At 60.8% G+C, this 26,014-nt stretch carries 22 protein-coding genes and 1 riboswitch; of the genes, 8 read left to right on the top strand and 14 right to left on the bottom strand.

All coding sequences use genetic code 11. The annotated features are described in order from the left end of the window. Positions 1–28: 28 nt before the first annotated feature. From BSF44_RS08905 to BSF44_RS08920, 4 genes are all read right to left on the bottom strand, one after another. Entirely contained in the window at positions 29–637 is a 609-nt protein-coding gene (locus BSF44_RS08905) for a YqiA/YcfP family alpha/beta fold hydrolase (protein ID WP_095943189.1), read from the bottom strand. 155 nt (positions 638–792) lie between these two features. Then, complete coding sequence (gene cpdA / locus BSF44_RS08910; RefSeq protein WP_095943190.1) at positions 793–1,608, bottom strand: 3',5'-cyclic-AMP phosphodiesterase; 816 nt, start codon at positions 1,606–1,608, stop codon at positions 793–795. Positions 1,609–1,707: 99 nt separating this feature from the next. Further along, positions 1,708–2,160, bottom strand: a complete 453-nt coding sequence (locus tag BSF44_RS08915; RefSeq protein WP_007977461.1) for a DUF1249 domain-containing protein — start codon at positions 2,158–2,160, stop codon at positions 1,708–1,710. Beyond that, positions 2,151–2,768, bottom strand: coding sequence for an NUDIX domain-containing protein (locus BSF44_RS08920; RefSeq protein WP_095943191.1), 618 nt, complete (start codon positions 2,766–2,768; stop codon positions 2,151–2,153). Before BSF44_RS08920 ends, BSF44_RS08915 begins: the two co-directional genes overlap by 10 nt. Positions 2,769–2,992: 224 nt before the next feature. On the opposite strand from BSF44_RS08920, the gene BSF44_RS08925 reads away from it, so the two are divergent. After that, a complete protein-coding gene (locus BSF44_RS08925) occupies positions 2,993–3,739 on the top strand; it encodes an RsiV family protein (protein ID WP_095943192.1) in 747 nt (248 codons plus the stop codon). Here BSF44_RS08925 and cytX read toward each other — a convergent pair. Both cytX and thiC read right to left on the bottom strand, forming a co-directional pair. Continuing rightward, the gene (gene cytX, locus BSF44_RS08930; RefSeq protein ID WP_095943193.1) at positions 3,708–5,000 is read right to left on the bottom strand and encodes a putative hydroxymethylpyrimidine transporter CytX; all 1,293 of its coding nucleotides are present in this window, start codon (positions 4,998–5,000) and stop codon (positions 3,708–3,710) included. The genes BSF44_RS08925 and cytX overlap by 32 nt on opposite strands. A 151-nt stretch (positions 5,001–5,151) precedes the next feature. Continuing rightward, complete coding sequence (thiC, locus tag BSF44_RS08935; protein ID WP_095943194.1) at positions 5,152–7,041, bottom strand: phosphomethylpyrimidine synthase ThiC; 1,890 nt, start codon at positions 7,039–7,041, stop codon at positions 5,152–5,154. A gap of 166 nt (positions 7,042–7,207) precedes the next feature. Further along, a riboswitch (TPP riboswitch) is annotated at positions 7,208–7,313 on the bottom strand. A 205-nt stretch (positions 7,314–7,518) separates the two neighbouring features. Between thiC and BSF44_RS08940 the strand changes: the two genes are divergently transcribed. Further along, positions 7,519–8,961, top strand: coding sequence for a TolC family outer membrane protein (locus BSF44_RS08940; RefSeq protein ID WP_095943195.1), 1,443 nt, complete (start codon positions 7,519–7,521; stop codon positions 8,959–8,961). Between the two features lie 83 nt (positions 8,962–9,044). Here the strand turns inward: BSF44_RS08940 and waaA are convergent, their stop codons facing one another. Both waaA and BSF44_RS08950 read right to left on the bottom strand, forming a co-directional pair. After that, the gene (gene waaA / locus BSF44_RS08945; RefSeq protein WP_095943196.1) at positions 9,045–10,322 is read right to left on the bottom strand and encodes a lipid IV(A) 3-deoxy-D-manno-octulosonic acid transferase; all 1,278 of its coding nucleotides are present in this window, start codon (positions 10,320–10,322) and stop codon (positions 9,045–9,047) included. Positions 10,323–10,333: 11 nt separating this feature from the next. Further along, the gene (locus BSF44_RS08950; RefSeq protein ID WP_172435322.1) at positions 10,334–11,236 is read right to left on the bottom strand and encodes a LysR family transcriptional regulator; all 903 of its coding nucleotides are present in this window, start codon (positions 11,234–11,236) and stop codon (positions 10,334–10,336) included. A 102-nt stretch (positions 11,237–11,338) separates the two neighbouring features. On the opposite strand from BSF44_RS08950, the gene BSF44_RS08955 reads away from it, so the two are divergent. The 4 genes from BSF44_RS08955 (at position 11,339) to BSF44_RS08970 (ending at position 14,843) form a co-directional block, all read left to right on the top strand. Continuing rightward, complete coding sequence (locus BSF44_RS08955; RefSeq protein ID WP_015093202.1) at positions 11,339–11,671, top strand: multidrug efflux SMR transporter; 333 nt, start codon at positions 11,339–11,341, stop codon at positions 11,669–11,671. Between the two features lie 186 nt (positions 11,672–11,857). Then, complete coding sequence (locus BSF44_RS08960) at positions 11,858–13,033, top strand: FAD-binding oxidoreductase (protein ID WP_095943197.1); 1,176 nt, start codon at positions 11,858–11,860, stop codon at positions 13,031–13,033. After that, complete coding sequence (locus BSF44_RS08965) at positions 13,030–13,842, top strand: aldo/keto reductase (protein WP_095943198.1); 813 nt, start codon at positions 13,030–13,032, stop codon at positions 13,840–13,842. Before BSF44_RS08960 ends, BSF44_RS08965 begins: the two co-directional genes overlap by 4 nt. A gap of 32 nt (positions 13,843–13,874) precedes the next feature. Further along, positions 13,875–14,843 carry a metal ABC transporter ATPase gene (locus BSF44_RS08970; protein ID WP_095943199.1) on the top strand — a complete coding sequence of 323 codons (969 nt, stop codon included), beginning with the start codon at positions 13,875–13,877 and terminating at the stop codon, positions 14,841–14,843. A gap of 126 nt (positions 14,844–14,969) precedes the next feature. Here BSF44_RS08970 and hldE read toward each other — a convergent pair whose 3' ends face one another. The 3 genes from hldE to msbA all read right to left on the bottom strand — a co-directional run bounded on the left by hldE (position 14,970) and on the right by msbA (position 19,233). Continuing rightward, the gene (gene hldE / locus BSF44_RS08975; RefSeq protein ID WP_095943200.1) at positions 14,970–16,394 is read right to left on the bottom strand and encodes a bifunctional D-glycero-beta-D-manno-heptose-7-phosphate kinase/D-glycero-beta-D-manno-heptose 1-phosphate adenylyltransferase HldE; all 1,425 of its coding nucleotides are present in this window, start codon (positions 16,392–16,394) and stop codon (positions 14,970–14,972) included. 147 nt (positions 16,395–16,541) lie between these two features. Beyond that, complete coding sequence (locus BSF44_RS08980) at positions 16,542–17,246, bottom strand: sulfotransferase family 2 domain-containing protein (protein WP_095943201.1); 705 nt, start codon at positions 17,244–17,246, stop codon at positions 16,542–16,544. Positions 17,247–17,430: 184 nt separating this feature from the next. Next, positions 17,431–19,233, bottom strand: a complete 1,803-nt coding sequence (gene msbA / locus BSF44_RS08985; RefSeq protein ID WP_095943202.1) for a lipid A export permease/ATP-binding protein MsbA — start codon at positions 19,231–19,233, stop codon at positions 17,431–17,433. Between the two features lie 154 nt (positions 19,234–19,387). Here msbA and BSF44_RS08990 point away from each other — a divergent pair, with 154 nt between their 5' ends. Both BSF44_RS08990 and BSF44_RS08995 read left to right on the top strand, forming a co-directional pair. Then, a complete protein-coding gene (locus BSF44_RS08990) occupies positions 19,388–21,247 on the top strand; it encodes a bifunctional O-antigen ligase/aminoglycoside phosphotransferase family protein (protein ID WP_095943203.1) in 1,860 nt (619 codons plus the stop codon). Continuing rightward, positions 21,247–22,470 (top strand): acyltransferase, encoded by a 1,224-nt coding sequence (locus BSF44_RS08995; RefSeq protein WP_095943204.1) that lies wholly within the window; start codon positions 21,247–21,249, stop codon positions 22,468–22,470. The genes BSF44_RS08990 and BSF44_RS08995 overlap by 1 nt, the downstream gene beginning before the upstream one ends. Before the next feature lie 68 nt (positions 22,471–22,538). Here BSF44_RS08995 and BSF44_RS09000 read toward each other — a convergent pair whose 3' ends face one another. From BSF44_RS09000 to BSF44_RS09010, 3 genes are read right to left on the bottom strand one after another with little or no spacing between them, the layout of a single operon-like run. Continuing rightward, entirely contained in the window at positions 22,539–23,423 is an 885-nt protein-coding gene (locus tag BSF44_RS09000; protein WP_095943205.1) for a glycosyltransferase, read from the bottom strand. Further along, the gene (locus tag BSF44_RS09005; protein WP_095943206.1) at positions 23,420–24,574 is read right to left on the bottom strand and encodes a glycosyltransferase family 4 protein; all 1,155 of its coding nucleotides are present in this window, start codon (positions 24,572–24,574) and stop codon (positions 23,420–23,422) included. Before BSF44_RS09005 ends, BSF44_RS09000 begins: the two co-directional genes overlap by 4 nt. Beyond that, on the bottom strand, positions 24,571–26,013 hold the full coding sequence (locus BSF44_RS09010; protein WP_095943260.1) for a PIG-L deacetylase family protein: 1,443 nt from the start codon (positions 26,011–26,013) through the stop codon (positions 24,571–24,573). Before BSF44_RS09010 ends, BSF44_RS09005 begins: the two co-directional genes overlap by 4 nt. Between the last annotated feature and the right edge of the window lies 1 nt (position 26,014).

Here is a 26,014-nt window from a genome sequence, read left to right on the forward strand (position 1 = left end):
GTGAAAAAGGAATTCATGGGGCTATCGCTCACAATGCGGTGAAATCGATTGCCTGATACAAATCGGCGCCAATGCCGGCAAAACTCAACATGGCCGGCAGTCGCGTGGCAAAACCCTGGAAACTGTGGTCGCCACCGGCCTGAATACGCAAGGCGCATGCCCGGTAATACTGCTGGGCGAGGCGATAGTCCAGCGTTTCGTCAGCCGTCTGCAACCATACCTGATAACGCTGTGGATCCTGGGGCGCCGGCACTTCCAGTTCAGCCAGGGCTGTCACGTGGTCGTGGGTCATTTCCCAGGTCTCATCGGTATACAGATTTTTCTGCGTCCCCAGAAAGCCGTCGAACATCCGGTGCGGGCTGACGGCAGGGTTGATCAACAGGGCTTTCAAGCCAAGGCGCTCAGCCAGGTGAGTGGCATAGTAGCCGCCGAGCGAGCTGCCGACCAGCAGTGGCCGCCCCAGCTCGGCAATCGCCTGCTCCAACTGCTCGATAGCCCGGCGCGGGTGGTGGTGCAACGCCGGAACACGCAAGTATTCGCTCAGGCCCAGTCGCTCCATCACGTAGATCAACTGGCAGGCCTTCTTCGACAACGGCGAGCTGTTCAAGCCGTGGATATAAAGGATCGAACCGGACATTTGAGCTCCCTGTGCGTCGGCTAAAGAGGCGGAGTTTACTGTAGGAGCGAGCTTGCTCGCGATGGTCGTCAACGATAACGCTGCAAACCTGGCGCACCGCGGCGTTCTCAGGTTAATCGCGAGCAGGCTCGCTCCTACAGGGGGGGGGGGGTGTTTCAGTAGCCGTTGGAGCCGTAATCCACGGTGAAATCGAAGCCGATGACCCGTTCTACCCCGGTTTCCAGCCGTCCATCGGGTAGCAACCGCAACCAGCGATACCCGGGTGCCTGTTCGCCAACCTTGAAATCCTCGCTGCCCGGCTCGAACTGGATGCAGGTCGACGGCGAGGCGATCAGACGCACGCCGTTACGTATTTGATCGATTTCCTGGTGCACATGCCCCCACAGCACGGCGCGCACCTGCGGAAAACGATCCAGCACTTCAAAAAACGCCTCGGGATTGCGCAGACCGATAGGCTCCATCCACGCGCAACCAATCGAAACCGGATGATGATGGAAGCACACCAGATGATGACGCTCCGGCGCTTCGCTCAACGCGCGGGCGAGCAACTGCAACTGTTCATCTTCCAAATAACCTGGCACCGAGCCTGGCACCGCCGAATCGAGCAACGTGACTCGCCAGTTGCCGATATCCACCACAGGTTCCAGCAAAGCGCTCTGCACCGCCGCCTTGGCCATGATTCGCGGCTCATCGTGATTGCCGGGAATCCAGCGTGCCGGCGCATCGAGCTGGCGCGTCATGTCGCGAAATTGCTGGTAGGACTCCAGCGTCCCGTCCTGGGACAGATCCCCCGTGGCCAGGATCAAGTTAATCCGCGGCTGTTGCGCGCGCACCAGTTCGATGACCTTTTGCAGACTGTCGCGGGTGTTCATGCCCAGCAACGCGCCGTCCGCTTCGGCAAACAGGTGACTGTCGGAGAGTTGCACCAATAACGCCGGATCGGCGGTGGTCAATGTGGATACGCTCGGCAAGGCGTTCTCCCAGGGCGTGATCACGGGGATGGGTAAGTGCCGCAATTATGCTGGGGGATGACCGAAAGGGGAAATCCGAGAACCTGACAGGGTTCACAACTAACGTACTACTTCGTACTCATGCCCCAGCGCCAGGCAATGGCTCAGCCATTCGCCCAGAAACATGTTCAGTTGGGCCTTTTCGTCCGGCTGATGCATCGAGGCATTCGGGTAAGGATAGATGCCGCGAAAGCGTCGTGCATGTTCGGCGCTGACCACTTCGGCCATACGGGCGTCGTGATAGACCTGCACTTCCAGTTGCGGCACCGGCAGCCAGGGCAGGCTGTGCTCCTGACGCACTTGCAGGGTCGTGGTGTAAGGACAGGTCAGCAGCACCTCCAGCGCCAGCACGCCGAGCATCTGGTCGCCATGGGTCACGGCGATGCGCCGCGCGGCGGGCTCGCTGCGCATGTCCGGCAGCAGTCGCATCAAGCGCGCGTAGTTCGCCTCGCAGGACGCTTGCAGCCCCACCAGGTCCACCCGATAGCGATCGCGCAGCTTGTTTACGACCATAACCCCCTCACTTCAACGCGGTTCAAAGCCAGCCATTGCAAGGCAATGATGCTCGCCGCGTTGGCAATACGTCCGTCGCGTACGGCTTGCAGGGCATCTTCGAACGCCCAGACCGTGACGCGAATATCTTCTGCCTCTTCCTCCAGCCCATGCAGGCCGCCAACCCCGGTAGTGTCGCAACGCCCCAGGTACAGATGCACGAATTCGTTGCTGCCGCCCGGCGATGGAAAGTATTTGGTCATCGGCCAGAGCGCCCCGATTTCAAGCCCAGCTTCCTCCTGCGCCTCTCGGTGAGCAACTGCTTCCGGCACTTCATCCTTGTCGATCAGACCAGCGACCAGTTCGATCAGCCACGGGTTGTCGGTCTTGTCCATGGCACCGACGCGAAACTGCTCGATCAGCACCACTTCATCGCGTTGCGGATCGTAGGGCAGCATGCAGACCGCATCATGGCGAACGAACACTTCACGATTGATCTCGCGGCTCATGCCCCCGGCGAACAATTCGTGGCGCAAGTGCACGCGTTCGAGTTTGTAGAAGCCCTCGTAGCACTTTTCGCGCCGCACGATATCAACGGCGGTCGGAATGGCGTTGGTAAAATCCGTCATGACTATCCTCGTTACTGCAAATCCTGTTCGAGGCTGCTTTTTTTCCGGGCCTCGACTTCGCGCCATCCTAACGCGCCCGTGACGTTTGATGCAGCCCCTTTCCCGTCAGCGGGATAGACGGTGAGGGTGAAACCCACTCTAATTAGCTTAGTGGCGAACTGACTGCTTTGTTGAGAGTCGAAGCCGGTAACTTTTTGCCTTCCCCTGTTTCAGAAAGGACGCTCATGTCGCTTTTCAAAATCGCCTCCGTGGCCACTATCGCCCTGACCCTGGGCGCTTGCGCGAGCCTGTTCCAGCCCAACTACCGGACGCCGCTGGAAACCACCCGCGACGCCTCCGAGCAACTCAAGCCCGGTTGCAGCAACCCGGATTGCCCGCTGGTCAACATCGACACCCTGCACTTTGCGGACGAGCCCGCACTGGACGGCATCATCGAAAAGCGCCTGCTGCAAATGACCCGCACCTCGCCCGACGCACCAGTCGCGCCGACCCTGGCGGCCTACCGCGAAGAGTTTTTGCGCACCGCCGGCCCGCGCTACAGCAGCTATCTGCAGGCGAAGGTACGTGAGCAGCATGACGGATTGGTGATCGTCGAATTGTCCAGTTACCTGGACACCGGCGGTGCCCATGGCACCCCGGGTCGAGGTTTCATCAACTATTCGCGCCAACAGCATAAAGTGCTGACGCTGTCGGACATGCTGGTGCCGGGGCAGGAAGACGCGTTCTGGAAAGCCGCGCAAGTGGCACACAACAGCTGGTTGATCAGCACCAAGCTCGATCAGGAACCGGAGTTCGTGAAGAGCTGGCCGTTCCAGAAAACCCGGAACGTGGCGCTGACCTACGGTGGGGTGATCCTCAAGTACGAAACCAGCACCATCGCGCCTTACGCGCTGGGCCATGTCGAACTGAAGATCCCCTACCCTCGCCTGAACGGCATCATCAAGCCCGAGCTGTTTCCCGGCCGTAACTGAAGGCCCGGCCCAGCACCAGCTGGAGCAACCCTGCCACTACCAGTGCCGGCAGGGTTGCGCCGATATCCGGATACAGGTTGGCCAACAAGTGATAGGTGCTGACCCCGCCCAGCCAGGCGAGCAGCGCTGGCCAGCGCAATGCGGCCCAGGCCACCTGGGCACTGCGCTTGCGCAGGATGAAGTGGTCCACCAGCACCACGCCGAACAACGGCGCAAACACCGAACCGATCAGCAGCAGGAAGTTCTGGTACTGGGCCAGCGGCGCCAGCAGGGCAATCAGCGTGCAGATAACGCCGATGGCCAGTGCCAGGTGTTCGACCTTGGCGCGCAACAGAATCCCGCTGGACACCGCCGCCGAGTGAATATCGGCAAAAGCGTTTTCCGATTCATCCAGAAGAATCAGCAGCAGCGGAATCCCCAGGCCGGCCCCGGCCAGCGCCAGCAGCAAGGCATTGACTTCACCGCTCGGCGCGAACGCCAGGGTGTAGGCCACGCCCAGGCTCATCAGCCAGAAATTACCGATGAAGAAACCAATGGCGGTGCCACCGAAGACGCTTTTCGCCCGCTTGCCGAAACGCGAGTAGTCGGCAATCAATGGCAACCACGACAGCGGCATGGCAATCGCGATGTCGAACCCCACGGCGAACGGCATCGAACCGTCACCGGCCTGGGCCCACAACGCGGCCAGGTCAGCCTTGGCGAACAGGTTCCAGGTCAGCCAGGTGCACGCGGCCAGCAGCAGCCAGATACCCCATTTGCGCAGGATCTGCCGCACGAAAGTCAATGGACCGCTAACGGCCAACAAGGTCGCCAGTGCGCCGAAGATCAGCGTCCACAGCACCGGATTGGACAGCAGGCTGCCTTCGCTGAAGGCCTTGGCGCCCAGCAGGCTGGCGGCATCGCGCATAACGATGATTTCGAACGAACCCCAGCCGATCAGTTGCAGCAGATTCAGCACCGCCGGCAGGCTCGCGCCTTTTGCACCGAGGCTGAGCTTGAGCGCGGCCATCGACGACAGACCGGTGTCGCTGCCGATCACCCCGACCGCCGCCAGCAGCAGAACGCCGACCAGGGTGCCGAGGAAAATCGCCAGCAACGAACCGGAAAGGCCCAGGCCTGGTGCGAGCAATGCACCGGTCTGCAACACCATCAGGCCGATGCCGAGGGAGAACCACAGGGAAAACAGGTCGCGACCGCCGAAGACACGTTTGTCGCTCGGCACCGCGATATCGGGGGAGTAAGTGCTGGGTTGAATGCTCAAGGGTGTTATCTCAGAGGGACATTTGTTGTTGTGTTGACCGCTATCGCCAGCAGGCTGGCTCCCACATGGAACTTGCGAACAACACAAATCCCCTGTGGGAGCCAGCCTGCTGGCGATGAGGCCTGTACAGGCCCCACCCTTTCAGGTCAGGTCAAACTTTCTGGTAAAGCTGACTGCCTTCCTTCTTGAACCGCTCGGCCTGTTCGGCCATGCCCTGGACGACGTCCACGTCGACCGCTTCGATCCGCTGGTTGGCCGCATATTCGCGGACTTCCTGGGTGATCTTCATCGAGCAGAATTTCGGCCCGCACATGGAGCAGAAATGCGCGACCTTGGCCGAATCCTTCGGCAGGGTTTCATCGTGATACGAACGCGCGGTGTCCGGATCGAGGCCCAGGTTGAACTGGTCTTCCCAACGGAATTCGAAACGCGCCTTGCTCAAGGCATTGTCGCGGATCTGTGCGCCCGGGTGCCCCTTCGCCAGATCGGCGGCGTGCGCGGCGATCTTGTAGGTGATGATCCCGGTCTTCACGTCATCCTTGTTCGGCAGGCCCAGGTGTTCCTTCGGCGTCACGTAGCAGAGCATGGCGCAGCCGAACCAGCCGATCATCGCCGCACCGATACCGGAGGTGATGTGGTCGTATCCCGGCGCGATGTCGGTGGTCAGCGGGCCGAGGGTGTAGAACGGCGCCTCGTCGCAGCACTCCAGCTGCTTATCCATGTTCTCTTTGATCAACTGCATCGGCACGTGGCCAGGACCTTCGATCATGCACTGCACGTCGTGTTTCCAGGCAATCTTGGTCAGCTCGCCGAGGGTCTCCAGTTCGCCGAACTGCGCTTCGTCGTTGGCGTCGGCAATCGAGCCCGGACGCAGGCCGTCGCCCAGCGAGAAGCTGACGTCGTAGGCCTTCATGATTTCGCAGATGTCTTCGAAATGGGTGTAGAGGAAGTTCTCTTTGTGGTGCGCCAGGCACCACTTGGCCATGATCGAACCGCCGCGGGAGACGATGCCGGTCACGCGCTTGGCGGTCATCGGCACGTAGCGCAGCAACACGCCGGCGTGAATGGTGAAGTAGTCGACGCCCTGCTCGGCCTGCTCGATCAGCGTGTCGCGGAACAGCTCCCAGGTCAGGTCTTCGGCCACGCCGCCGACTTTTTCCAGGGCCTGGTAGATAGGCACCGTACCGATCGGCACCGGCGAGTTACGGATGATCCACTCACGGGTTTCGTGGATGTGCTTGCCGGTGGACAGGTCCATGACCGTGTCCGAACCCCAGCGAATGCCCCAGGTCAGTTTCGCCACTTCTTCTTCGATGGACGAACCCAGTGCGCTGTTGCCGATGTTGCCGTTGATCTTCACCAGGAAGTTACGGCCGATGATCATCGGTTCCAGTTCGGTGTGGTTGATGTTGGCCGGAATGATCGCGCGGCCACGGGCGATTTCGTCACGGACGAATTCAGGGGTGATGATTTTCGGCACGCTGGCGCCGAAGCTGTGGCCGGCGTGTTGCTGGTCCAGCAGGCCGGCGGCACGGGCCACTTCCAGCTTCATGTTTTCGCGGATGGCGACGTATTCCATCTCGGCGGTGATGATGCCTTGGCGGGCGTAGTGCATCTGGCTGACGTTGGCCCCCGGCTTGGCGCGGCGCGGGTTGTTGACGTGGGCGAAGCGCAGCTTGGTCAATTCCGGATCGGCAAGGCGCTCCTGGCCGAAATTCGAGCTCAGGCCGCTCAGGCGCTCGGTGTCGCCACGGGATTCGATCCACGGCGAACGCACATCGGCCAGGCCTTTGCGCACGTCGATGATGACATTGGGATCGGTGTACGGGCCCGAGGTGTCGTACACCACTACCGGTGCGTTGACCTCGCCGCCGAAGTCGGTCGGCGTCACGTCGAGGCTGATTTCGCGCATCGGCACGAGGATGTCCGGGCGAGTGCCCTGAACATAGATTTTTTGCGAGCGGGTAAACGGCTGCACCGATTGCTGATCGACCTTGGCCGAGTCACTCAGGTTGGTGGCGATTTTTGATTTTGTAGTCATCACGGGCTCTCCAGACACACATCCAGGCAGTGGATTTTTTGTCGGAGCGAACCTGTAAACGAATGGACGCACGGGCGCTGGAGAAACCAGCTGTGCTGTGCTCAGTGCTCGAGGGGTGTTCGATTGTCGAACAACATCCCGGACGAAGCACAAGAGGACTCGCCGGGTGACGAGAAATCTTGTTCCCTACGCAGGCGCTAACCTGATCAGGTTCAACGGGATCCGAAATTATTCGATCTCAGCCTCATAGCAAGGCACCCCGACAAGAACCCGGCCAGTCTAGACACAACTGGCAAAGAACGCCAACCCCACTGCAAGTGCCGTGATGAATGGCGTAATTACACGCAGTATCAGGATTGTTGCCGTACCAATGCACAACTACACTCGCTACGCTGAGCCGCGCATTGACGCTGTCAAACCATGGCCTTAGCCTTGGCGCTCAAATTACCTCCGTAATATCAATTCTAGGGATCGTCTATGCTGCGCAAACTCTCACTGGCCCTTGCCGTGTCTTGTGCGTCCAACGGAATGGCCTGGGCAGCAGATGTGCCCTTATCGGCCAAGACGGACCTGGTCAGCGTTTATCAGGAAGCCGTCAACAACAACGCCGACCTGGCGGCTGCCATTGCCCAATACGGCGCGCAGAAAGAAGTCGTGCCCCAGGCCCGCGCCGGGCTGCTGCCGAACCTCTCGGGCGGCGCCAATATTTCCGAGGTGCGTACGTCGCTCGATCAACCTTCGAGTACGACCAACCGCGATGCTCATTCGTACCAGGCCACCCTGGCGCAACCCTTGTTCCGCGCCGATCGCTGGTTCCAGTTCCAGGCCGCCAAGGAAGTCAACGAACAGGCTGCCCTGCAACTCTCGGCGACCGAGCAAAACCTGATCCTGCAAACCGCTGACAGCTATTTCAATGTGCTGCGCAGCCAGGACAACCTGGCCTCGACCAAGGCCGAAGAAGCGGCGTTCAAACGCCAGCTCGATCAATCCAACGAGCGTTTCGATGTCGGCCTCTCGGACAAGACCGACGTGTTGAACTCACAGGCCAGCTACGACACCGCACGCGCCAACCGCATCGTTGCGCAGCGCCAGGTGGACGACGCCTTTGAAGCATTGATCACCCTGACCAACCGCCAGTACAACTCGATCTGGGGCATCAGCCATAACCTGCCGATCCTGCCGCCAGTACCGAACGACGCCAAGGCCTGGGTCGAAACGGCGGGCCGACAGAACCTCAATCTGTTGGCCAGCAACTATGCCGTCAGCGCCGCCGAGCAGACCCTCAAGCAACGCCGGTCCGGGCACTTGCCAACGGTTGATGCGATCGCCAAGTACGAGAAAGGCGACAACGATGCGCTGGGCTTCAGCAATCCGGTTCCCTTGGGCCAACCATCCTATGGCGGCAACGTCGAGCAAACCACCGTGGGCCTGCAACTGAACATCCCGATCTACAGCGGCGGCCTGATCAATTCCCAGGTGCGTCAGTCCTATGCACAGCTGGACCAGACCGAGCAGCAACGCGAATCCCTGCGCCGCAGCATCGTGGAAAACACCCGCGACCTGCACCGCGCGGTAAACACCGATGTCGAGCAGGTACAGGCGCGCAAGCAATCGATCATCTCCAACCAGAGCGCGGTGGAAGCGACTGAAATCGGCTATCAGGTAGGTACGCGAAACATCGTCGACGTGCTGGATGCGCAGCGCTCGCTCTACACCTCGGTGCGCGACTACAACAACACCCGCTACGACTACATCCTCGACAACCTGCGTTTGAAGCAACAGGCCGGCACGTTGAATCCGGGGGATCTGCAAACCCTGGCACGCTGGCTCAACCCGAACTACAACCCGGACAAGGATTTCTTGCCTCCGGATCTGGCCAAGGCGGCAGAGGAGCAATTGAAGGCGCGGCCTGATCAGTAAAAGCTAAAGCTTCGCGAGCAGGCTCGCTCCCACAGTGTTTCGAGTGTGGGAGCGAGCCTGCTCGCGAATGAATACAACTCGGTCTAACGCTCGATCAACCGCCCCAACCCGTCCAGCAACCGCTGCAATGCCCCCTGATTGGCACGCATCACGTTCAACCCGGCCTCTGCCATGCGCTGCGCATCTCGCGGCAGTTCGAACAGCCGCTGCACCGCCACCGCCAGCCCTTCGGCATCTTCCACTTCCTGCAACGCCCCGGCACTGCGCAACTGCGCGGCGATTTCGAGGAAGTTGAAAAGATGCGGACCGCTCAATACCGGTTTAGCCAGGGCCGCCGGCTCCAGCAGGTTATGCCCGCCATTGGGCACCAGGCTGCCACCGACGAAGGCACTGTCAGCCAGGGCGTAGAGAAACAGCAACTCGCCCATGGTGTCGCCCAGCAACACTGAGGTATTCGCGCTGACCGCATCGCCACTGGAACGCCGGACCGTGGCAAACCCTTGTTGCTGGCACAACCCGTACACCGGATTGAAGCGTTCCGGATGACGCGGCACCAGAATCAGCAGGGCATCGGGGTGACTGGCCAACAACTGACGATGAGCCGCCAGCACCACCTCGTCTTCGCCGTCATGGGTACTGGCCGCGATCCACACCGGTCGTTCCAGCGCCTGCCATTGCCCTCGCAGCTCAACAGCGCGCTCCAGCAGTTGCGGGTCGATGGTCAGGTCGAACTTGATCGAACCGGTCACTTCGACGGTTTCGGTCCGTGCGCCCAAGTCGCGCAAGCGTTGCGCCTCGGTTTCGGTCTGCACCGCAAACAGGCTCATCTCGGCCAGCATCGGCTGGGTCAACTTGGGGAACCGACCGTATCCCCTGGCCGAACGCTCGGACAGCCGCGCATTGGCCAACGCCACGGGGATCCCGCGTTTGGCGCATTGATGGATATGGTTGGGCCACAGCTCGGTTTCCATGATCACTGCCAGTTTCGGCTGAACCCGATCGAGGAAACGCCGGGCAGCGCAAGGCAAGTCATAGGGCAGATAACAGTGCTGGATGCGCGGCTCTTGGGCGAACAGTGCATGGATGCGTTCCGAACCGGTCGGGGTCATGCAGGTCACGGTGATCGGCAGATCCGGATAACGCGCCAGCAAGGCACGAATCATCGGTGCCGCCGCAATGCTTTCGCCCACCGACACAGCGTGCACCCAGATGCCGCCCGGTTTCATCGCCGGCATCCCGCAGGAGAAGCGCTCGCCGATGCGCCTGGCATATGCCGGCGCCTTGCGCGCACGCAGCCAAAGCCGAATCGCTACCAATGGCAGCCCCAGATAAAACAGCGCGGTGTAGAGAGTTCTATTCATGGCGGCGGAGTTTATCGGCTTTTTTCGCCTATCGTCTGCAAGTGCACGGCAAAACGTTCGGCGAGCCAGCGCGCGGCCGGACCAAGCGGTTCATCCCGGCGCCACACCAGTTCCACTACCAGGGCCGGCGGGGTCCATTCGCTGACCAGTTCGACCATCTGGTTCTGATAGGTCGGGTACTGCACCACGTGGCGCGGCAACCAGGCCCAGCCGAGGCCACGCACCAGCCATTCGGCCATCACATAGAAGCTGTCGGCGCGCCAGACCTGCGGGCTGGCCGGATCACTGCCGGGATAAATGCTCGACTCCGTGGACATCAGCAACTGCCGATGTAGCGCCAGTTGTTGGCCGTCCACTGCGCCTTTGTCCGCCAACGGATGATCCTTGCCACACACCGTGACCATTTCCACGCTGCCCAGCACCCGCCGCTCAAGCGCCTCGGGAATCTGATCGTGAAAGAACAGCAGCCCCAGATCGGCGCGCCGCTCCACCAGCTTGCGCGCGACATCGCCTTGGGCGGCGCTGGTCAGTTGCACTTCAAGGCTGGGGAATTTTTCCGCCAGGGCTTCGAAGCTTTCGATGATCGGCTGATAAGGCATCGCCTCATCCTGTGCCACGCGCAGTCGCGCCTCCTGCCCGCGCATCATCGCCAATGCCCGGCCGTTGAGCCTTTCGCACTGGCGCAACACCTCCCGCGCTTCGTCCAGCAATGCCGTGCCGGCTTCGGTGAGTTTTGGCTGACGGCCACTGCTGCGGTCGAACAGGCTGACGCCCAGGTCTTCCTCCAGCAACGCTATCGAGCTGCTGACCGCCGACTGCGCCTTGCGCTGACCGCGCGCCACGGCAGAAAACGAACGCTGCTCCGCTACGCTGACAAACAACCGCAACTGCTCCAGATTCCATTGCATGCTCATGGCTCACCCATCTCTTAAACAGATAGGTAATGACTTTACCGCATCTGGCGAATCTCTAGAATGCCGACCTCAGAGAGCAACACTTCACACGAGGATTGACCCATGACCGCCTACTACTACCTGGCCATTGCCATCTGCGCCGAAGTGATTGCCACTGTTTCAATGAAAGCGGTCAAAGGCTTCAGTACCCCGCTGCCACTGGTGCTGGTCATCGTTGGTTACGGGATCGCCTTCTGGATGCTGACCCTGGTGGTGCGCAGCGTTCCCGTGGGTGTGGCGTACGCCGTGTGGGCCGGCATGGGGATCGTGATGGTCAGCGTCGCGGCGCTGTTTATCTACGGGCAGAAACTGGACGTGCCGGCGATGCTGGGGATGGCGTTGATCGTGCTGGGCGTTGTGGTCATCCAGTTGTTCTCCAAGACTGCCGGGCACTAAATTCGAATCACGACTCATTGTAGGAGCGAGCCTGCTCGCGATAGCGGTGTATCAGTCGACATTGATATCGACTGACACGCCCTCATCGCGAGCAGGCTCGCTCCTACAGGTTTTGCATCCGCCAACAAATCTGCTCTTCGTCGAGTCTGTATACTGCGCCCTCGTCTTGAACACAGAGGTCGCCGAATGCCATCCGTTATTTCCACCGACGTTCTGATTGTCGGCGCTGGTGTCGCCGGCCTCTGGCTGAATGCGCGCCTGCGTCGCCAGGGTTTTTCGACCGTGCTGGTGGAAAGCGCCAGCCTCGGCGGCGGGCAGAGTGTGAAGTCCCAGGGCATCATCCACGGCGGTGCCAAATACGCGCTGCATGGTGCCCTGACCGGTGCCTCGGAAGCCATTGCCGACATGCCGCGCCGCTGGCGTGAAGCCCTGGCCGGTGACGGCGAGCTGGACCTGTCCGGCGTACGCCTGCTGTCCGAGGCCCATTACCTCTGGTCCCCCGGCACCCTCGCCGGCAACCTCACCAGTTTCTTCGCCAGCAAAGCCGTGCGCGGTCGCGTCGATCAGGTCAAGGGCGAGCAATTGCCGCCAGCCCTGCAAGACAAGCGCTTCAAGGGCAAGGTCTATCGCCTGGCGGAACTGGTGGTCGACGTGCCGAGCCTGATCCAGCGCCTGGCCGAGCTGGCCGGAGATGGCTTGCTCGCCGGGCAGAAGATCGAGCCGCTGCTGGAAGGCGGCGTGCTGGTCGGCCTGAAGGTGGACGAGCGCGAGATCCGTGCCCAGCGCATCGTCCTGAGCGCCGGCGCCGGCACCGCGGTATTGCTTGAAACGCTGGGTCTGAGCCAGCCCGCCATGCAGCGCCGCCCGTTGCACATGATCATCGCCAAGGGGCCAAGCCTCAAACCGCTGTACGCCCACTGCCTGGGCGGTGGCACCAAACCGCGCATCACCGTGACCACGCACCCGGCGGCGGATGGCCAATGGGTCTGGTACCTGGGCGGCGATATCGCGGAATCCGAAGGCGTGACCCGTGAGCCCGCCGAGCAGATCGCCACCGCACAGAAAGAACTCGGCCAGTTGCTGCCATGGATCGACCTGAGCACAGTGCAATGGGCGACCTTGCGCGTGGATCGCGCCGAGCCCCTGCAATCAGGCCTGACCCGTCCCGACAACGCCTTTGTGGCCGAGGAAGGCCGACTGCTGGTGGGTTGGCCGACCAAACTCGCCCTGGCGCCGGACTTCGCCGACCGCGTGATCGCCAGCCTGAACCGCGACGGTATCCAGCCAGGCCACCCGGCAGCGCTGCCTGAATTGCCGAAGCCGCCGATGGGTGTACCTGCCTGGGAGCAACTGCTGCCATGAGCCAACCGACCCTGCACGACTTGCATCGCCCGCTGGGCAGCACCGGCCTGCTGGTTTCCCCCTTGGGCCTGGGCACGGTGAAACTGGGCCGCGACCAAGGGGTGAAGTACCCCAACGGCTTCCGGATTCCCGATGACGACGAAGCACGCATGCTGCTCAAACTCGCCCGCGACCTGGGCATCAACCTGATCGACACCGCCCCGGCCTATGGTCGCAGCGAAGAACGCCTCGGCCCGTTGTTGCGCGGCCAGCGTCAGGACTGGGTGATTGTCAGCAAGGTCGGCGAAGAGTTTGCCGACGGCCAGTCCCGCCACGATTTCAGCGCCGCGCACACGCGAATGTCCGTGGAGCGCAGCCTGCAACGCCTGGAAACCGACTTCATCGACCTGGTGCTGGTGCACTCCGATGGTAACGACCTGGCGATCCTCAATGACTGCGAAGCCTACGAGACCCTCGCCGCGCTCAAGGCCGAAGGCAAGATTCGCGGTTTCGGGTTTTCCGGAAAAACCGTCGACGGTGGCCTGAAGGCACTGGAGCAAGGCGACTGCGCGATGGTCACCTACAATCTGAACGAACAAAACGAGAAGGCCGTCATTGACTATGCTGCTGCACACGGCAAAGCCATTCTGGTCAAGAAAGCCCTCGCCAGTGGTCATGTCTGCCTGAGTCCGGGCGTGGATCCGGTGCGCGCCAGTTTCGAGTTGTTGTTTGAACATCCGGGTGTTGCCAGTGCTATTGTCGGGACCATCAATCCGCTGCACCTCGCCCACAATGTCGCGACCGTTGCCCAGGTCCTACGTAGCCACTGACGCCGCCCACGCGGCCTTAAGCAGGAGCCGACATGTCGCGTACGCTCATCAGAAAGAACCCGAGCAACTTCAAGACCCTGCCATTATTCGTCGAAGCGACCCCCGAAGGCCTGGCTTATCAGAGCGTTGGCAGGCCGCTGAATTTCTCCCAGACCCTGCAACGTCGTCGGCCGGTGACGGTCGGCGACAGCGAACGGTTTGCACTGGAACTGGCCAACCTCGGGGTTTCGGTGCGCCTGACCCTGCATTGGCAGAATCGCGACTATTGGGTGCTGGTGCGCCAACGCCGGCAGGACCGTGGCGATGTGGTGCTCAAGCTGATATCCGGATACGTGCCGGCCCACGAACTGAACCTGCCCTTGCACACGGCGATCCAGGAGATAGCCGAAGAATGCCTGCTGGAAACCCCGGAAGGCTGGCTCAGTGGGCGATTCAACGACACTTGGCTACCGGCGCCCTACTCGGCCGCCCTGCATTACCGTGAAGCCCTGCCGTTTCGCCTGTCGCCACTGTCCGGCTCGGCGCGACCGGTACGTTGCGCCAACCTGATGCTGATAGAGCGCCCACGGGCTTACGTGCATTTGCCAACGGCGTCGCTGCAACTGATCTACGACTTGCGCCTGGACGTTCCCAAGGAAGCCAAATCACTGAGCCTGTTCCATGTCGATGAGCGACTGGAAGGCGACCAACTCGTTGCTCGCCTCGACCGCAAGCGCCCCGATCTGTACTTGATGCCCTTGCAGGACGGCCACCCGATGGCTGAGCTCTACACCTTGAAAAAGGATCAGCTGTACCCCGCCAGCACGCGAGGACTGTACCTGGCCGAGAGTTTCGCCCAACAGGAGGGCTGGCTGGTTCGCGATGAGCGGATTCGCTGGAAGGACTGGGTGAGACAGCAGGGTCTGACCCCGCCGGGGAAGGATTCGGGCCTGGCGCGGTTGCGCGGCAAGGCCAAATTGCTGCTGAAGAAAATCGTGCCGCGTAAAAAAGTCAGCTCCTGAAGGCGTGCACATAACCCTGTAGGAGCTGGCTTGCCAGCGATGGTCGTTAACGATGACGCGTATCTACTGATTCAACGCGTGCGCCCTGACTCCATCGCGAGCAAGCTCGCTCCTACAAAAGCTGCGTCACTCGGACTTGCGGATCTTCTCGACAATCGCCGTGGTGGAGCTGTTTTCCACCAGCCCCAGCACTTTCACGGTACCGCCGTAGGCCTTCACGATGTCCGCGCCGACCACCTGGTCGATCCCGTAGTCGCCGCCCTTGACCAGCACGTCCGGCTTGACCGCGCTCAGCAGGTTTTCCGGAGTGCCTTCCGAGAAACTGATGACCCAGTCCACCGCACCCAGGCCGGCCAGCACCGCCATGCGCCGGTCGACACTGTTGATAGGGCGGCCCGGCCCTTTCAGGCGGCTGACCGATGCATCGTCGTTGATCGCCACGATCAGGCGATCACCCTGTGCCCGCGCCTGCTCCAGATAGGTCACGTGGCCGGCGTGCAGAATGTCGAAACAACCGTTGGTGAACACGATCCGCTCGTTGTGCGCGCGGGCATCATCAACCGCCAGCAACAGTTGCTCAAGGCCCAGTACACCGCGTTCGGAACCCTCCTCGCGCTGAATCGCACGACGCAGTTCCGGCGCACTGATGGCCGCCGTACCGAGCTTGCCAACCACGATGCCCGCCGCCAGGTTGGCCAGGGCTACCGCGTGGGGCAGTTCTTCGCCAGCGGCAATCGCGGCCGCCAGGGTGGAAATCACCGTGTCGCCGGCACCGGTCACGTCGAACACTTCACGGGCCCGGGCCGGCAAGTGCAGCGCCGGATGATCCGGGCGCAGCAAGGTCATGCCGTGCTCGCCACGGGTCACCAGCAAGGCACCGAGGTCCAGGTCGTGCATCAGCTGCGCGCCCTTGCTCACCAATTCGTGCTCATCGGCGCAACCACCAACGATGGTTTCGAATTCGTTGAGGTTTGGCGTGATCAGGCTCGCACCACGGTAGATCGAGAAATCCTTGCCCTTGGGGTCGGCCAGCACCGGAATGCCACGGGCACGGGCGGCCTGGATCAGCGCCTGATGGTTTTTCAGCGCGCCTTTACCGTAGTCGGACAGCACCAGCACCTTGATGCCTTCGAGCAACTCATCGACCTGCGCGGTCAGCGCCAGCGCGTCGGTGGCGAAGGGTTCTTCGAAGTCGATACGCAGCAATTGCTGGTGACGGCTCATGACCCGCAGCTTGACGATGGTCGGCTGGTGCGCAATGCGCTGGAAGATGGCCCGCACGCCGGCGCCCTTGAGGCTGTTGACCAGGCTGTTGGCGGCTTCATCGTCGCCGGTGACACCGACCAGCGAGGCCGGAGCCCCCAGGGCGGCAATGTTCAAGGCAACGTTAGCAGCACCGCCCGGGCGGTCTTCGATGTGATCGACCTTGACCACCGGCACCGGTGCCTCAGGAGAAATCCGTGAGGTACCACCATGCCAGTAACGGTCGAGCATGACATCGCCGACTACCAAGACAGGGGCTTGATCGAATCGCGGCATGGACAACTTCATGGTGCAACCCACATACAGAATGAACAGGGGCGCGATATTAACACAGGGTTGGTGTCGGCTTGTGCGGTGGCTGCAACCGGATGATTCGCCGGGTTTTATTGCTCAATTTTTGAGCAGGAATTCGTCAGGTGACGACACGCTCCGGCTTCATTCAAATCCCAGCATCTCGTAATCACGCTGATAGGCCCGCCGCACCAGCCGGCGGGTGCGTACCGTGCAGAACTCACGCGCCAGCATCGGGCGCCGCTGCTGCGACCGGTTGATGTGGGGCAGCTCTACCGGATAGCCCAATTGCTCGCAAACCAGCCTGAAATCCCGTTCCAGATGCTCCTGGTAGCCGACAAAATCCAGCGCCAGATGGCCCATGGAGTCCGTCAGGAAATCCGTTTGCGCGGCGAAGTGCAACTGTCGCTGGATCGTCTCCGGGTGCAGCCAGCGGCCCACGAAGTCATCAAAGTCACGGTAGTGGCTGACCAGTTTCTGCGCCGCGTGATCCCGCTTCCCCAAGGCGTTGCCCCGCAGGAATGCGTAGGCCGAGTAGGCCCTTTCCAGGGGATCGCGAACGAACGCGAACTTGAAACTGGCGGCAAACTGCTCGGGAAATTGCTGCTCGTACCAGTACAACGGCAAGTGGCCCGGGCTCCAGTCGTCAAACATGGCCGCACAGACACTGCTGCCGGCACATTTGGGGACGTGGATGAACAAGCAGGAACGCTGCTCGAAGGGCTTGGGGAAACTGACGCTGGCCGACATCGACTTGTTCACCACTTGACGGTCCACGACCGACAGGCGCCCCAGCAGAAAAGCCCGTTGCGACTTGGGCAACAGCTTCCAGAGATAACGTTGCAACATCCAGACACCCGCGGGAAAGGGATGGCCCTCTCGATTCAAGTCAAAGTTCGTTCAGGAACCTTAACAAGCAAGTTGCCGAGATTTATTCCGGTTTGGTCAAGAAGCGTAAAGGACTGGATACAAATCACCGGGCGCGTTGCGCGCCAGGTGTGCGAAAGGGCGAGCCAGGCTCGCCCTTTCGGGGTCAGGCGATGTCTTCGGCCGGGGCGTCGAGGCCCATCGCGTTGAGGCGCGAGTAGTAGCCGTTTTGCGCCAGCAGTTGTTCATGGGTGCCGCGCTCGACGATTTTCCCCTGATCCATGACCAGGATCAGGTCGGCCTTCTCGATGGTCGACAGGCGGTGAGCGATCACCAGCGTGGTGCGACCTTTCATGACCTGATCCAGGGCAGCCTGAATATGCCGCTCGGACTCGGTATCGAGTGCCGAAGTCGCCTCATCGAGAATCAGCAGCGGAGCATTCTTCAACAGTGCCCGGGCAATCGCCAGGCGCTGACGCTGACCACCGGACAGCAGCACGCCGTTTTCCCCGACCTGAGTGTCCAGGCCTTCCGGCAATTGAGCAATGAAGTCCATCGCGTAGGCATCTTTGGCCGCTTTTTCAATGTCTTCACGGGGTGCGCCAGCCAGGTCGCCATAGGCGATGTTGTTGGCCACTGTGTCGCTGAACAGGGTCACGTGCTGAGTCACCTGGGCGATATGCCGACGCAGGTTCAACAGCTTGTACTGTTCCACTTCGACGCCATCGATGAGGATTTCGCCCTTGTCGTGGTGATAGAAACGCGGAATCAGGTTGGCCAGGGTCGACTTGCCGCTGCCCGAACGCCCCACCAGCGCCACCATTTGCCCGGGCTCGACCGAGAAACTGATGTCATTGAGCACCTGACGCTCGGTGTCAGGGTAGGTGAAGCTGAGATTGCGCACGTCCAGGCGACCGCTGACGACATCGCGCTCGACGGTGCCGGTATCGACTTCAGGCTGGACATCCAGTTGCTCGAAGATACTTTCTGCACCAGCCACACCCTTCTGGATGGTCGAGCTGACTTCGGACAGCTGGCGAATCGGCTTGGGCAGCAGGCCGGCCAGGGTGATGTAGGCCACCATGTCGCCAGCAGACGCATCGCCACGCAGGAACAACACCAGGAACATCAGTACGGCCATGGCGGTGTAGATAACCAGTTGCAGCAGCGGCGTGTAGATGGCACCGGTGCGGGTCATGCGCAGCTGCTTGTCGGTGTTGCCCTGGCTGGCGTCGAAGAAGCGTTTCTCTTCGTACTTTTCACCGCCGAAGCTGCGTACCACGCGATAGCCCTGGATCGTTTCGGACGCCACATGCGTCACGTCCCCCATGGCCAGCTGGATTTTCTTGCTCTGCTTGCGGAATTTCTTGCTGGCCGTGCGCACCATGAGGGCGATCAGCGGCAGGATGGCGACCATGACCAGCGTCAGGCGCCAGTTCATGTACAACAGCGAGGCAAACAGGAAGATCACCGTCATGCCTTCACGGATTACGACCTTGATCGCATCTGTTGCCGCCCCCGTGACCATGGTCACGTTGAAGGTGATACGTGAAATCAGGTGCCCCGAGTTATGCTTGTCGAAGTACCGGTTTGGCAACACCAGCAGGTTGTTGAACAACTGGACCCGCAAGTCATGGACCAGGCCCAGGGAAACCTTGGCCAGGAAGTAGTTGCCCAGATACGACCCCAACCCCTGCCACGCGGCGATCAGGATGATCAACAACGGCACCGCCTGCAACAGTTGCAGATCCCGCAGGTAGGGTACGGTTGGAAACAGCACCGCTTCAGGGTTGGACAGACCGTCGACGAAGTACTTGAGGATGTAGCCCAGCATTGGCTGTGTCGAAGCGAAAATCAGAAAACCGACGATGCTGATCAGAAACAGGCTGATATACGGCCGGACATAGCCGAGCAGGCGGAAGTAGATTTTCAAGCTCGAGGGGCTTGCGGAGAGACTGGAGTCGGTCATATCACGCGAAAGTCGATGAAAAGGACGCTGACTTTACCACAGCTTCCCCAGGGTTCTGGCAATCGCATACAGTCTGTGTATTGTGGCGCGTCAAATAGCTTCCAGTTGTCCCTGCCTTGGTATGGTCGCTCAATTCAGGAATAAGTTAACCAGCATGCAATTAAACGCTTTGAACAGCACCTCCAACAGAATCTTCGATTTCATTTGCTTGTGGATCCTTCCGCTCGGTTATTTATTACTGCTTTGTGCGTTGTTTTTCCTGCCGGGGCGCAATGTGCATCACAAGCTTTACTACGGTCTGTTCAGCATTCCCGCTCTGATTGCGCTGTGCCTGCGTCCACGGATCGGCAAAGAGTTGTTGCACGAACCGATCGTCATTGCAGCCCTGCTGTTTGTGGCGTGGGCACTGCTTAGCCTGAGCTGGGGGCCGGACGAAATCGACTTTGGTCAGTTCAAACCGCCATTGCATACCCTGTTGTTGTTCGTTGGCTGCTACCTGCTGGTGCGCCATCGCAGTGAAATCATCCAGCCCCTGCTGTTCTGCGCCGCAATGGTGGCGCTGGTCCTCTCTGTCTACAACCTGTACTGGTTCGACCTGGTGTACCAACCGGAAATGCGTCTGATCGGCCTGGGTGCTTTCGACAATCCGTTGCTCAGTTCCCACGTTTTCGGTTTTTTCTGTACCTACTGGCTGAGCCTGAGCATGACCTGCAAGCGACGCCAGATACTTTGGCTGAGCATACCGGCGATGGCGATCATGTTCGCCACAGTGCTGGCCACCGGTTCCAGGACCCCACTGGTTGCACTGACGCTGGCTGCGCTTTGGCTGTGTTTCATCTGCTGGAATCGACGCTCGGCCTTCATGCTTGGCGCCATATTCTTCGCCGGTTCCGCAACTTTCGCGTTATTTGCCGACAAGATCATCGAAAGAGGCAGCTCCTTCCGCATCGAGCTCTGGCAATTGACCCTGGGCAGGATTGCAGAGCAACCATGGATCGGACACGGCTACAACGCCAAGCTGACCTTGGACCCCGGCGTCGGCTACAGCCTTCAGGAGCCCCATAGCTTTGCCTTGGGCGTGCTCTATTACGTCGGCATTATCGGCCTGCTGCCATGGCTGTTCTTTCTCGTATGGGGCTTCATCAGCAGCCGGCGCCATCGCGTGCAACCGCTGTTTATCATTGCCTCGGCCTGGCTGGCCTTCGGTATCGGTGCAGGCCTGACTGAAGGTGGCGGAATTATCTCTCGCCCCAAGGAGCACTGGTTCCTGCTGTGGATCCCCTTGGCACTGATTGCCGCATTGAGCATCAATCAACGGGCCCGACGCCTGCTGGACACGCCGATCAAGACCGCGACACCTGGCGCCCTGCAACAGCTGACAGCCGATGCCCAAGTCATCGAAGAGGATGGTCTGGGCCCCAAGGTCCTGCGCCTGACCGATGGCAGTTTTCTCAAGCTGTTCCGCCGCCGCCGCTGGTATACCTCGGGCAGCTTCACACCCTACTCCGATCGTTTTGCCGTCAATAGCGTGCAACTGCGCAGCATGGGCATCCCGACGCCGCACATCCTCGACCTTTACCGGTTCGAAGACGGCAGCACCGCTGTGCATTACTCTCCGCTGCCGGGCAACACGCTGCGCCAGATCCTGCAAGGCATCACTGCCCCGGCGGTGCGCCAGGCACTGGTGGAGCGTTTCGGCAAATTCATGGCTCAACTGCACCAGCAAGGGGTCTACTTCCGCTCCCTGCACCTGGGCAATGTGCTGGTGCTGGAGGACGGCGAGTTCGGCCTGATCGATCTGGCCGACCTGCGAATTTACCCTTCATCGTTGAGCCCTTCCCTGCGTCGGCGTAATCTGCGCCACATGCAGCGCTATGCATCAGATCGCCACTGGCTGTTCGAGGATCACTTCGAAGCACTGCTGCAGGGATACGCCGCGACGGCTTCGAAAGCCGACGTGGATCATTTGCACAGGCACGTGCTGGCCGGGAGCCCTCCGGCCCAGGTTCACTGATGATAGAAATCAACCCACTTATCGCGATGACGGCCTACCTGCTGGCCATCGCGACCGCTGCGCTACTGTTGCGCAGCGTGCCGAGACTTACCCGACAGCTGAAGCATTCCGGCGAAAGCCGTTTTGCCGGTATCGACGGCTTGCGCGGGTACCTGGCCTTCGGCGTGTTCGTGCACCACTCGATCATTACCTGGATCTTTCTGCAAACCGGCGTGATCGATTTTCCGCCGAGCAACTTCTACTCGCAGCTCGGCCAGGGCAGCGTCGCCCTCTTTTTCATGATCACCAGCTTTCTGTTCTGGGACCGCTTGCTCACCCACGGGCGGCAACACGACTGGCTGGCATTTGCGGTATCGCGGCTGTTTCGCCTCTATCCGCTCTACCTGCCGCTGATGTTGACCGTGTTTGCCTGCGTGTTCTATTTGCAGGACTGGGAACTCAAGGATTCCGGCACCCAGGTCATCGGCCAGGCTCTGGCCTGGCTGACCTTCGACCGGCCAGACGTCAACCAGTACCACCAGAGCGGCATGCTGATCTCCAACGTCACCTGGACGCTGGCGTATGAGGTGTTTTTCTACCTGGCCCTGCCACTGGCCGCCATGGTGTTCATATATCGCGGCGGCTGGATGCAGACGGTGCTGTGCCTGATCGGCATCTACACCCTGTACCAGGTGGTCGGCTGGGAACACTCGCTGAAGAAGCACTTCCTGGCCAGCTTCCTCGGCGGCATCGCTGCGGCGTACTGGATTCGCCGTCCACAATTCGTCGCCTGGAGCCTGTCTCCGCTGGCGGGCATCGTCGCACTGCTCGCCTTGGCGATCGCCTTTACGGCGTTCAACCGGGCATTCAACCCGGGAGCGCTGCTGCTGCTTTCACTGTTCTTTGTGATCGTGGCGTCCGGCAATACCCTGTTCGGCGCCCTGAGACCACGCAGCATCCGCTGGCTGGGGGAAATCAGCTACAGCACGTATTTGCTGCACGGTTTCGTACTTTGGGTACTGGTGCAGCGACTGCCGCCGATATTGCATCTGGACGCCCGGCAAGCCTGGGTCTTCCTTCCGTTGCTGGCCGTGTGCAGTTGCCTGCTGATCATCATCAGCAGCCTGACTTACCTGTACATCGAAAAGCCCGGTATCGATGCCGGCAAGAAAACCCTGCACTGGTTGCGCCAGAACAGGAAGCCGAGAAAAGAACTTGCGGAGGAGACGGCTCAACAACGTTGAGCAATCGCCGGGACATGTCGCCGAGGACAATGCCCCGCCTTTTATCCCCCCTTGATCCAGCCTTTGGCTCAGCCTTTCTCCAGCCGTGAGAAGAGCATACGGCCCAACCCACGCCAGGTTTTCTTGTTCCAGGCCTTGAGCGGAATCTGCGCCAGCAACTCCCGCGCCAGTTTGCGGTCACGGTTGGCAGTTTTGAGGAACATGGAATTGAGAAACTTGTAGCGCACCTCGTCATACAGCGGGTGATCGCTGAAGAGCGCGTAAGTGCGCAGGATGCTGTCGATCATGAAGCGGTGGTTCTTGTAGGAGTTGGTGGCGTGCTTGCGATAGCGCGCCATCAACATATTCAGACCATCGATGAAGTAACCGGCGTGGGTCACCTTCAACTCGATCAACAAGTCTTCCAGGCGAATGGTCGGGTCGAAACCGCCCACCTTCTCCAGCGCTTCGCGGCGGATCATCAGGGTGGGTGCCGGAGGATAGGGCTTGCGCTCCAGGAACATATCATCGAAGTCCAGACGACGGAACGGCACATCCCGGCGCTGGCGCTTCTCGGGGTAGAGATTGCCGTCGGCATCGATCAGTTCGATGTTACCGGCGCAAATGCCGACCTCGGGTTTGCCGTCCATATGCGCGACCTGGGCGGCGATTCGCTCCGGCAGCATGATGTCATCCGAACCGAACGGCACGATCAGGCTGCCCTTTGCCCGGGCAATCGCACCGTTGAGGGTGTTGGTCAGCCCCTGGTTTTCCTGGACCCGGAAGTCGAAACCATGGACGGCCTGCAACGCCTTGATCCGCTCGACACTGTCATCCTTCGAGCCATCGTCGACCACCAACAACTCGATGTTCCGATAGGTCTGGTTGAGGACGCTGAGAATGCTTTCCTCGATGTAAGGAGCGTGGTTGTACGACGCGATAATGACCGTGACGATGGGCTGCGCGTCGTTCATGGCTGTTCCTTGCGGGCCTGTTCCAGGCCGGAGTCGATCAGATTGAGGTATTCGCGACGGAACTCTTCAATGTCATGGTGCTGTTGCAGATAACGGAAAGCCTGCTCGCCCCTGGCCTTGAGCTCGTCATCTGACAGCCCCAGGTAAGTGTCCAGCGCCGCCTGCAGCGTCGGCACATCCTTCGGCGTAATCGCCAGGCCACCGGCGCCTTCGATGAGCGGCAACATGGCCGGCACGTTCGAGGCAATCACCGGCAAATGCCCGCTCATGCCTTCAAGCAGCGCCAGCCCCAGGCCTTCGGCCAGGGAGGGCATGGTCCAGATATCGAAAGCGCGAATGTACTGCAGGGCAATTTCCTTGAACCCCAGCAAATGGGCGCGGCCACTGAGGCCGAGGCGGTCGATTTCCGCCGCCAGGCGCAACTCTTCGCGGCCGGCACCGATGATCGCCAGTTGGGTATTGGGGTATTTGTCCTTGAGCGCGGCAAAGGCCTGCAGCAAATAGATATGACCCTTGACCGGCACCAGTCGCCCCAACGCACCGATCAGCCGCACCGACGGATCGATGCCCAACAGTTCACGGGCCTTTTCACGGCTGTGTTGCAGACCTTCGGCTTGCTCGATGTCGATGGCATTGGTGATGGCATAGGTATTCTGGTCGGTGAAGCCGCAGTCACAGTCCAGCAGATACTGTTTCACCGCAGGCGACACGCCGACAAAGCGCCAGTGACGATCGATCAGGCGCTGGGTCTGGCGGCGTCGGTAAAAACGGTCGTACTCGCCAAATCCGTGGGAAATGCCGATGCACAACGGCACTTTCAACCAGCGGTTGAGCGTCAGCATCATGTTCACTGGCTTGAAGCGGTTGCAGATCACCACATCGAATTTTTCCCGACGGCAGAACTTGTACAACTGCCACATGACCCGCAGGCGCATGCCCTTGAGGGACTTGTCGGAAAACTCGAAGTACACCGAACGGTCGGCCCGGCTCACTGCTTCCCCCGGCCCGGGCTTGCCGCGCAGAAACGCAGCGGTCACCTCATAGCGATCACTGGGCAGGGCCTTGACGATTTGCTCCGCGAGGTCGGCGAAATCATGGGCTTTGACGTTGTAGTCAGGCTGCAGTTGCAGGACCTTTGACCGCTGACTCATAACTCTCCCCGCTGAGAAACATTGCCTGGTGTGTGCTTGATGGACCACAAAAGCTCGTGGCGCCGGACTGCCTTGCGAAAGAATTCGTTCTGGCCATAGGTAGGCGGCAACCGGCCGGCCAACAAGCGTTGGATCAACCGACGCAAGCGACGCTTGAACGGCATCGCCGGCTGCAGGTCGTGCATCATGCCCAATGCCATGGCCTTGTCGCGCTGTTGCTCCAGCGGCAAGGGCAGGCAATAAGGCTGCATCGGTTGGGCCGGATCGAAGGCCGGTGGCAAGGCGATGCCATCACCGGTATCGCCCATTGGCCAGCGGTCGTTGTCGTGCAGGTGGTTGGCATAACCCAATAGTGTGGTCGGTTGCCAGTCCAGGCCTTGCAAGGCTTCGAGGACTGCCGCCTGGGCGCAGACATGATCGGGATGCGGATCGAGGGTCGGGTGCGGCAAAACGATGACCTCGGGACGGGCCCGCAGCAGCAACTCACGCAGATCCGCCAGCAGGTTGTTCCAGGTCGGCGCGCCATCGGCATCGCCGGGCAGCGTGAAAGGATTCAACTGACGGAACAGGCGGGTATCGCTCAGGTCAGCTTCCCGCGATCCCGCCGCCACCGCTGGCGCGGCCTGCATGCTCGCCAGTTGCAGGCAGAAATAACCCAGCTGTACGCAGTGGGCCTCGGGTACACCGGCCCAACGTGGCACGGCGATGCTGTCCCAGGTGCGCAGGCGGCCTTTCATGCGAGCCGCATCGGCCTTGTTCAGGCCCATCTGCCGATAATGTTCGGCTTCGATTTCGCCCGCCGTCAGCGTGACAACCCAGGTTTCGTCGGCCTGGCTGTACAAACCGTAGGCCGCCAGCTCGGCGTCATCGGCGTGGGGCGCGATGACCATGACCCGCTGACGCCGGTAATCCGGATGTTCCAGTGCCCACAGCACAGGCTCACCGAACACGCGACAGAAACGCCCGCGCAAGCGCAGGTCACCACGGGACAGCGCCTGAGCCTGACCACTGAGATTGAGGTAACGCAGGCCGTTCACGCCCCGTTCGAAGGTTTGTCGGTCCGGGTTTTCGCCACCCGCCAACTCGACCACCGGATCGATAAAGCGTCCCAGCCAGGTGCTTTTTACCCGCAGAGCCAGCACCAGCGTCGCGTCGTCGACCAGCATCACACCCTCGTCCAGCCGCAAATGCTCACCGTTCAGGTGCACCTTGGGCTGCGGCGTGTAGGGGGGAAAGCTGTACTGGTAATCGTCTTTCGGTGAGTAGAACAGGTGGTCGGCAAACCAGGCCTCGTGGGCCATCCAGCCCAGAGCCGCCAGCACCAGCGGCAACCACCAGGCCACCAGCACACCCATGACGATCAACAGCACCAGCGCAATCAACAGACCGATACGTTTGTTGCGCCGATGGCGCTTGAGCAGTAGCTGTTTGCGACTCATG

Source organism: Pseudomonas sp. ACN8, from assembly GCF_002303925.1.
In the GTDB taxonomy this organism is placed as follows: Bacteria; Pseudomonadota; Gammaproteobacteria; order Pseudomonadales; family Pseudomonadaceae; genus Aquipseudomonas.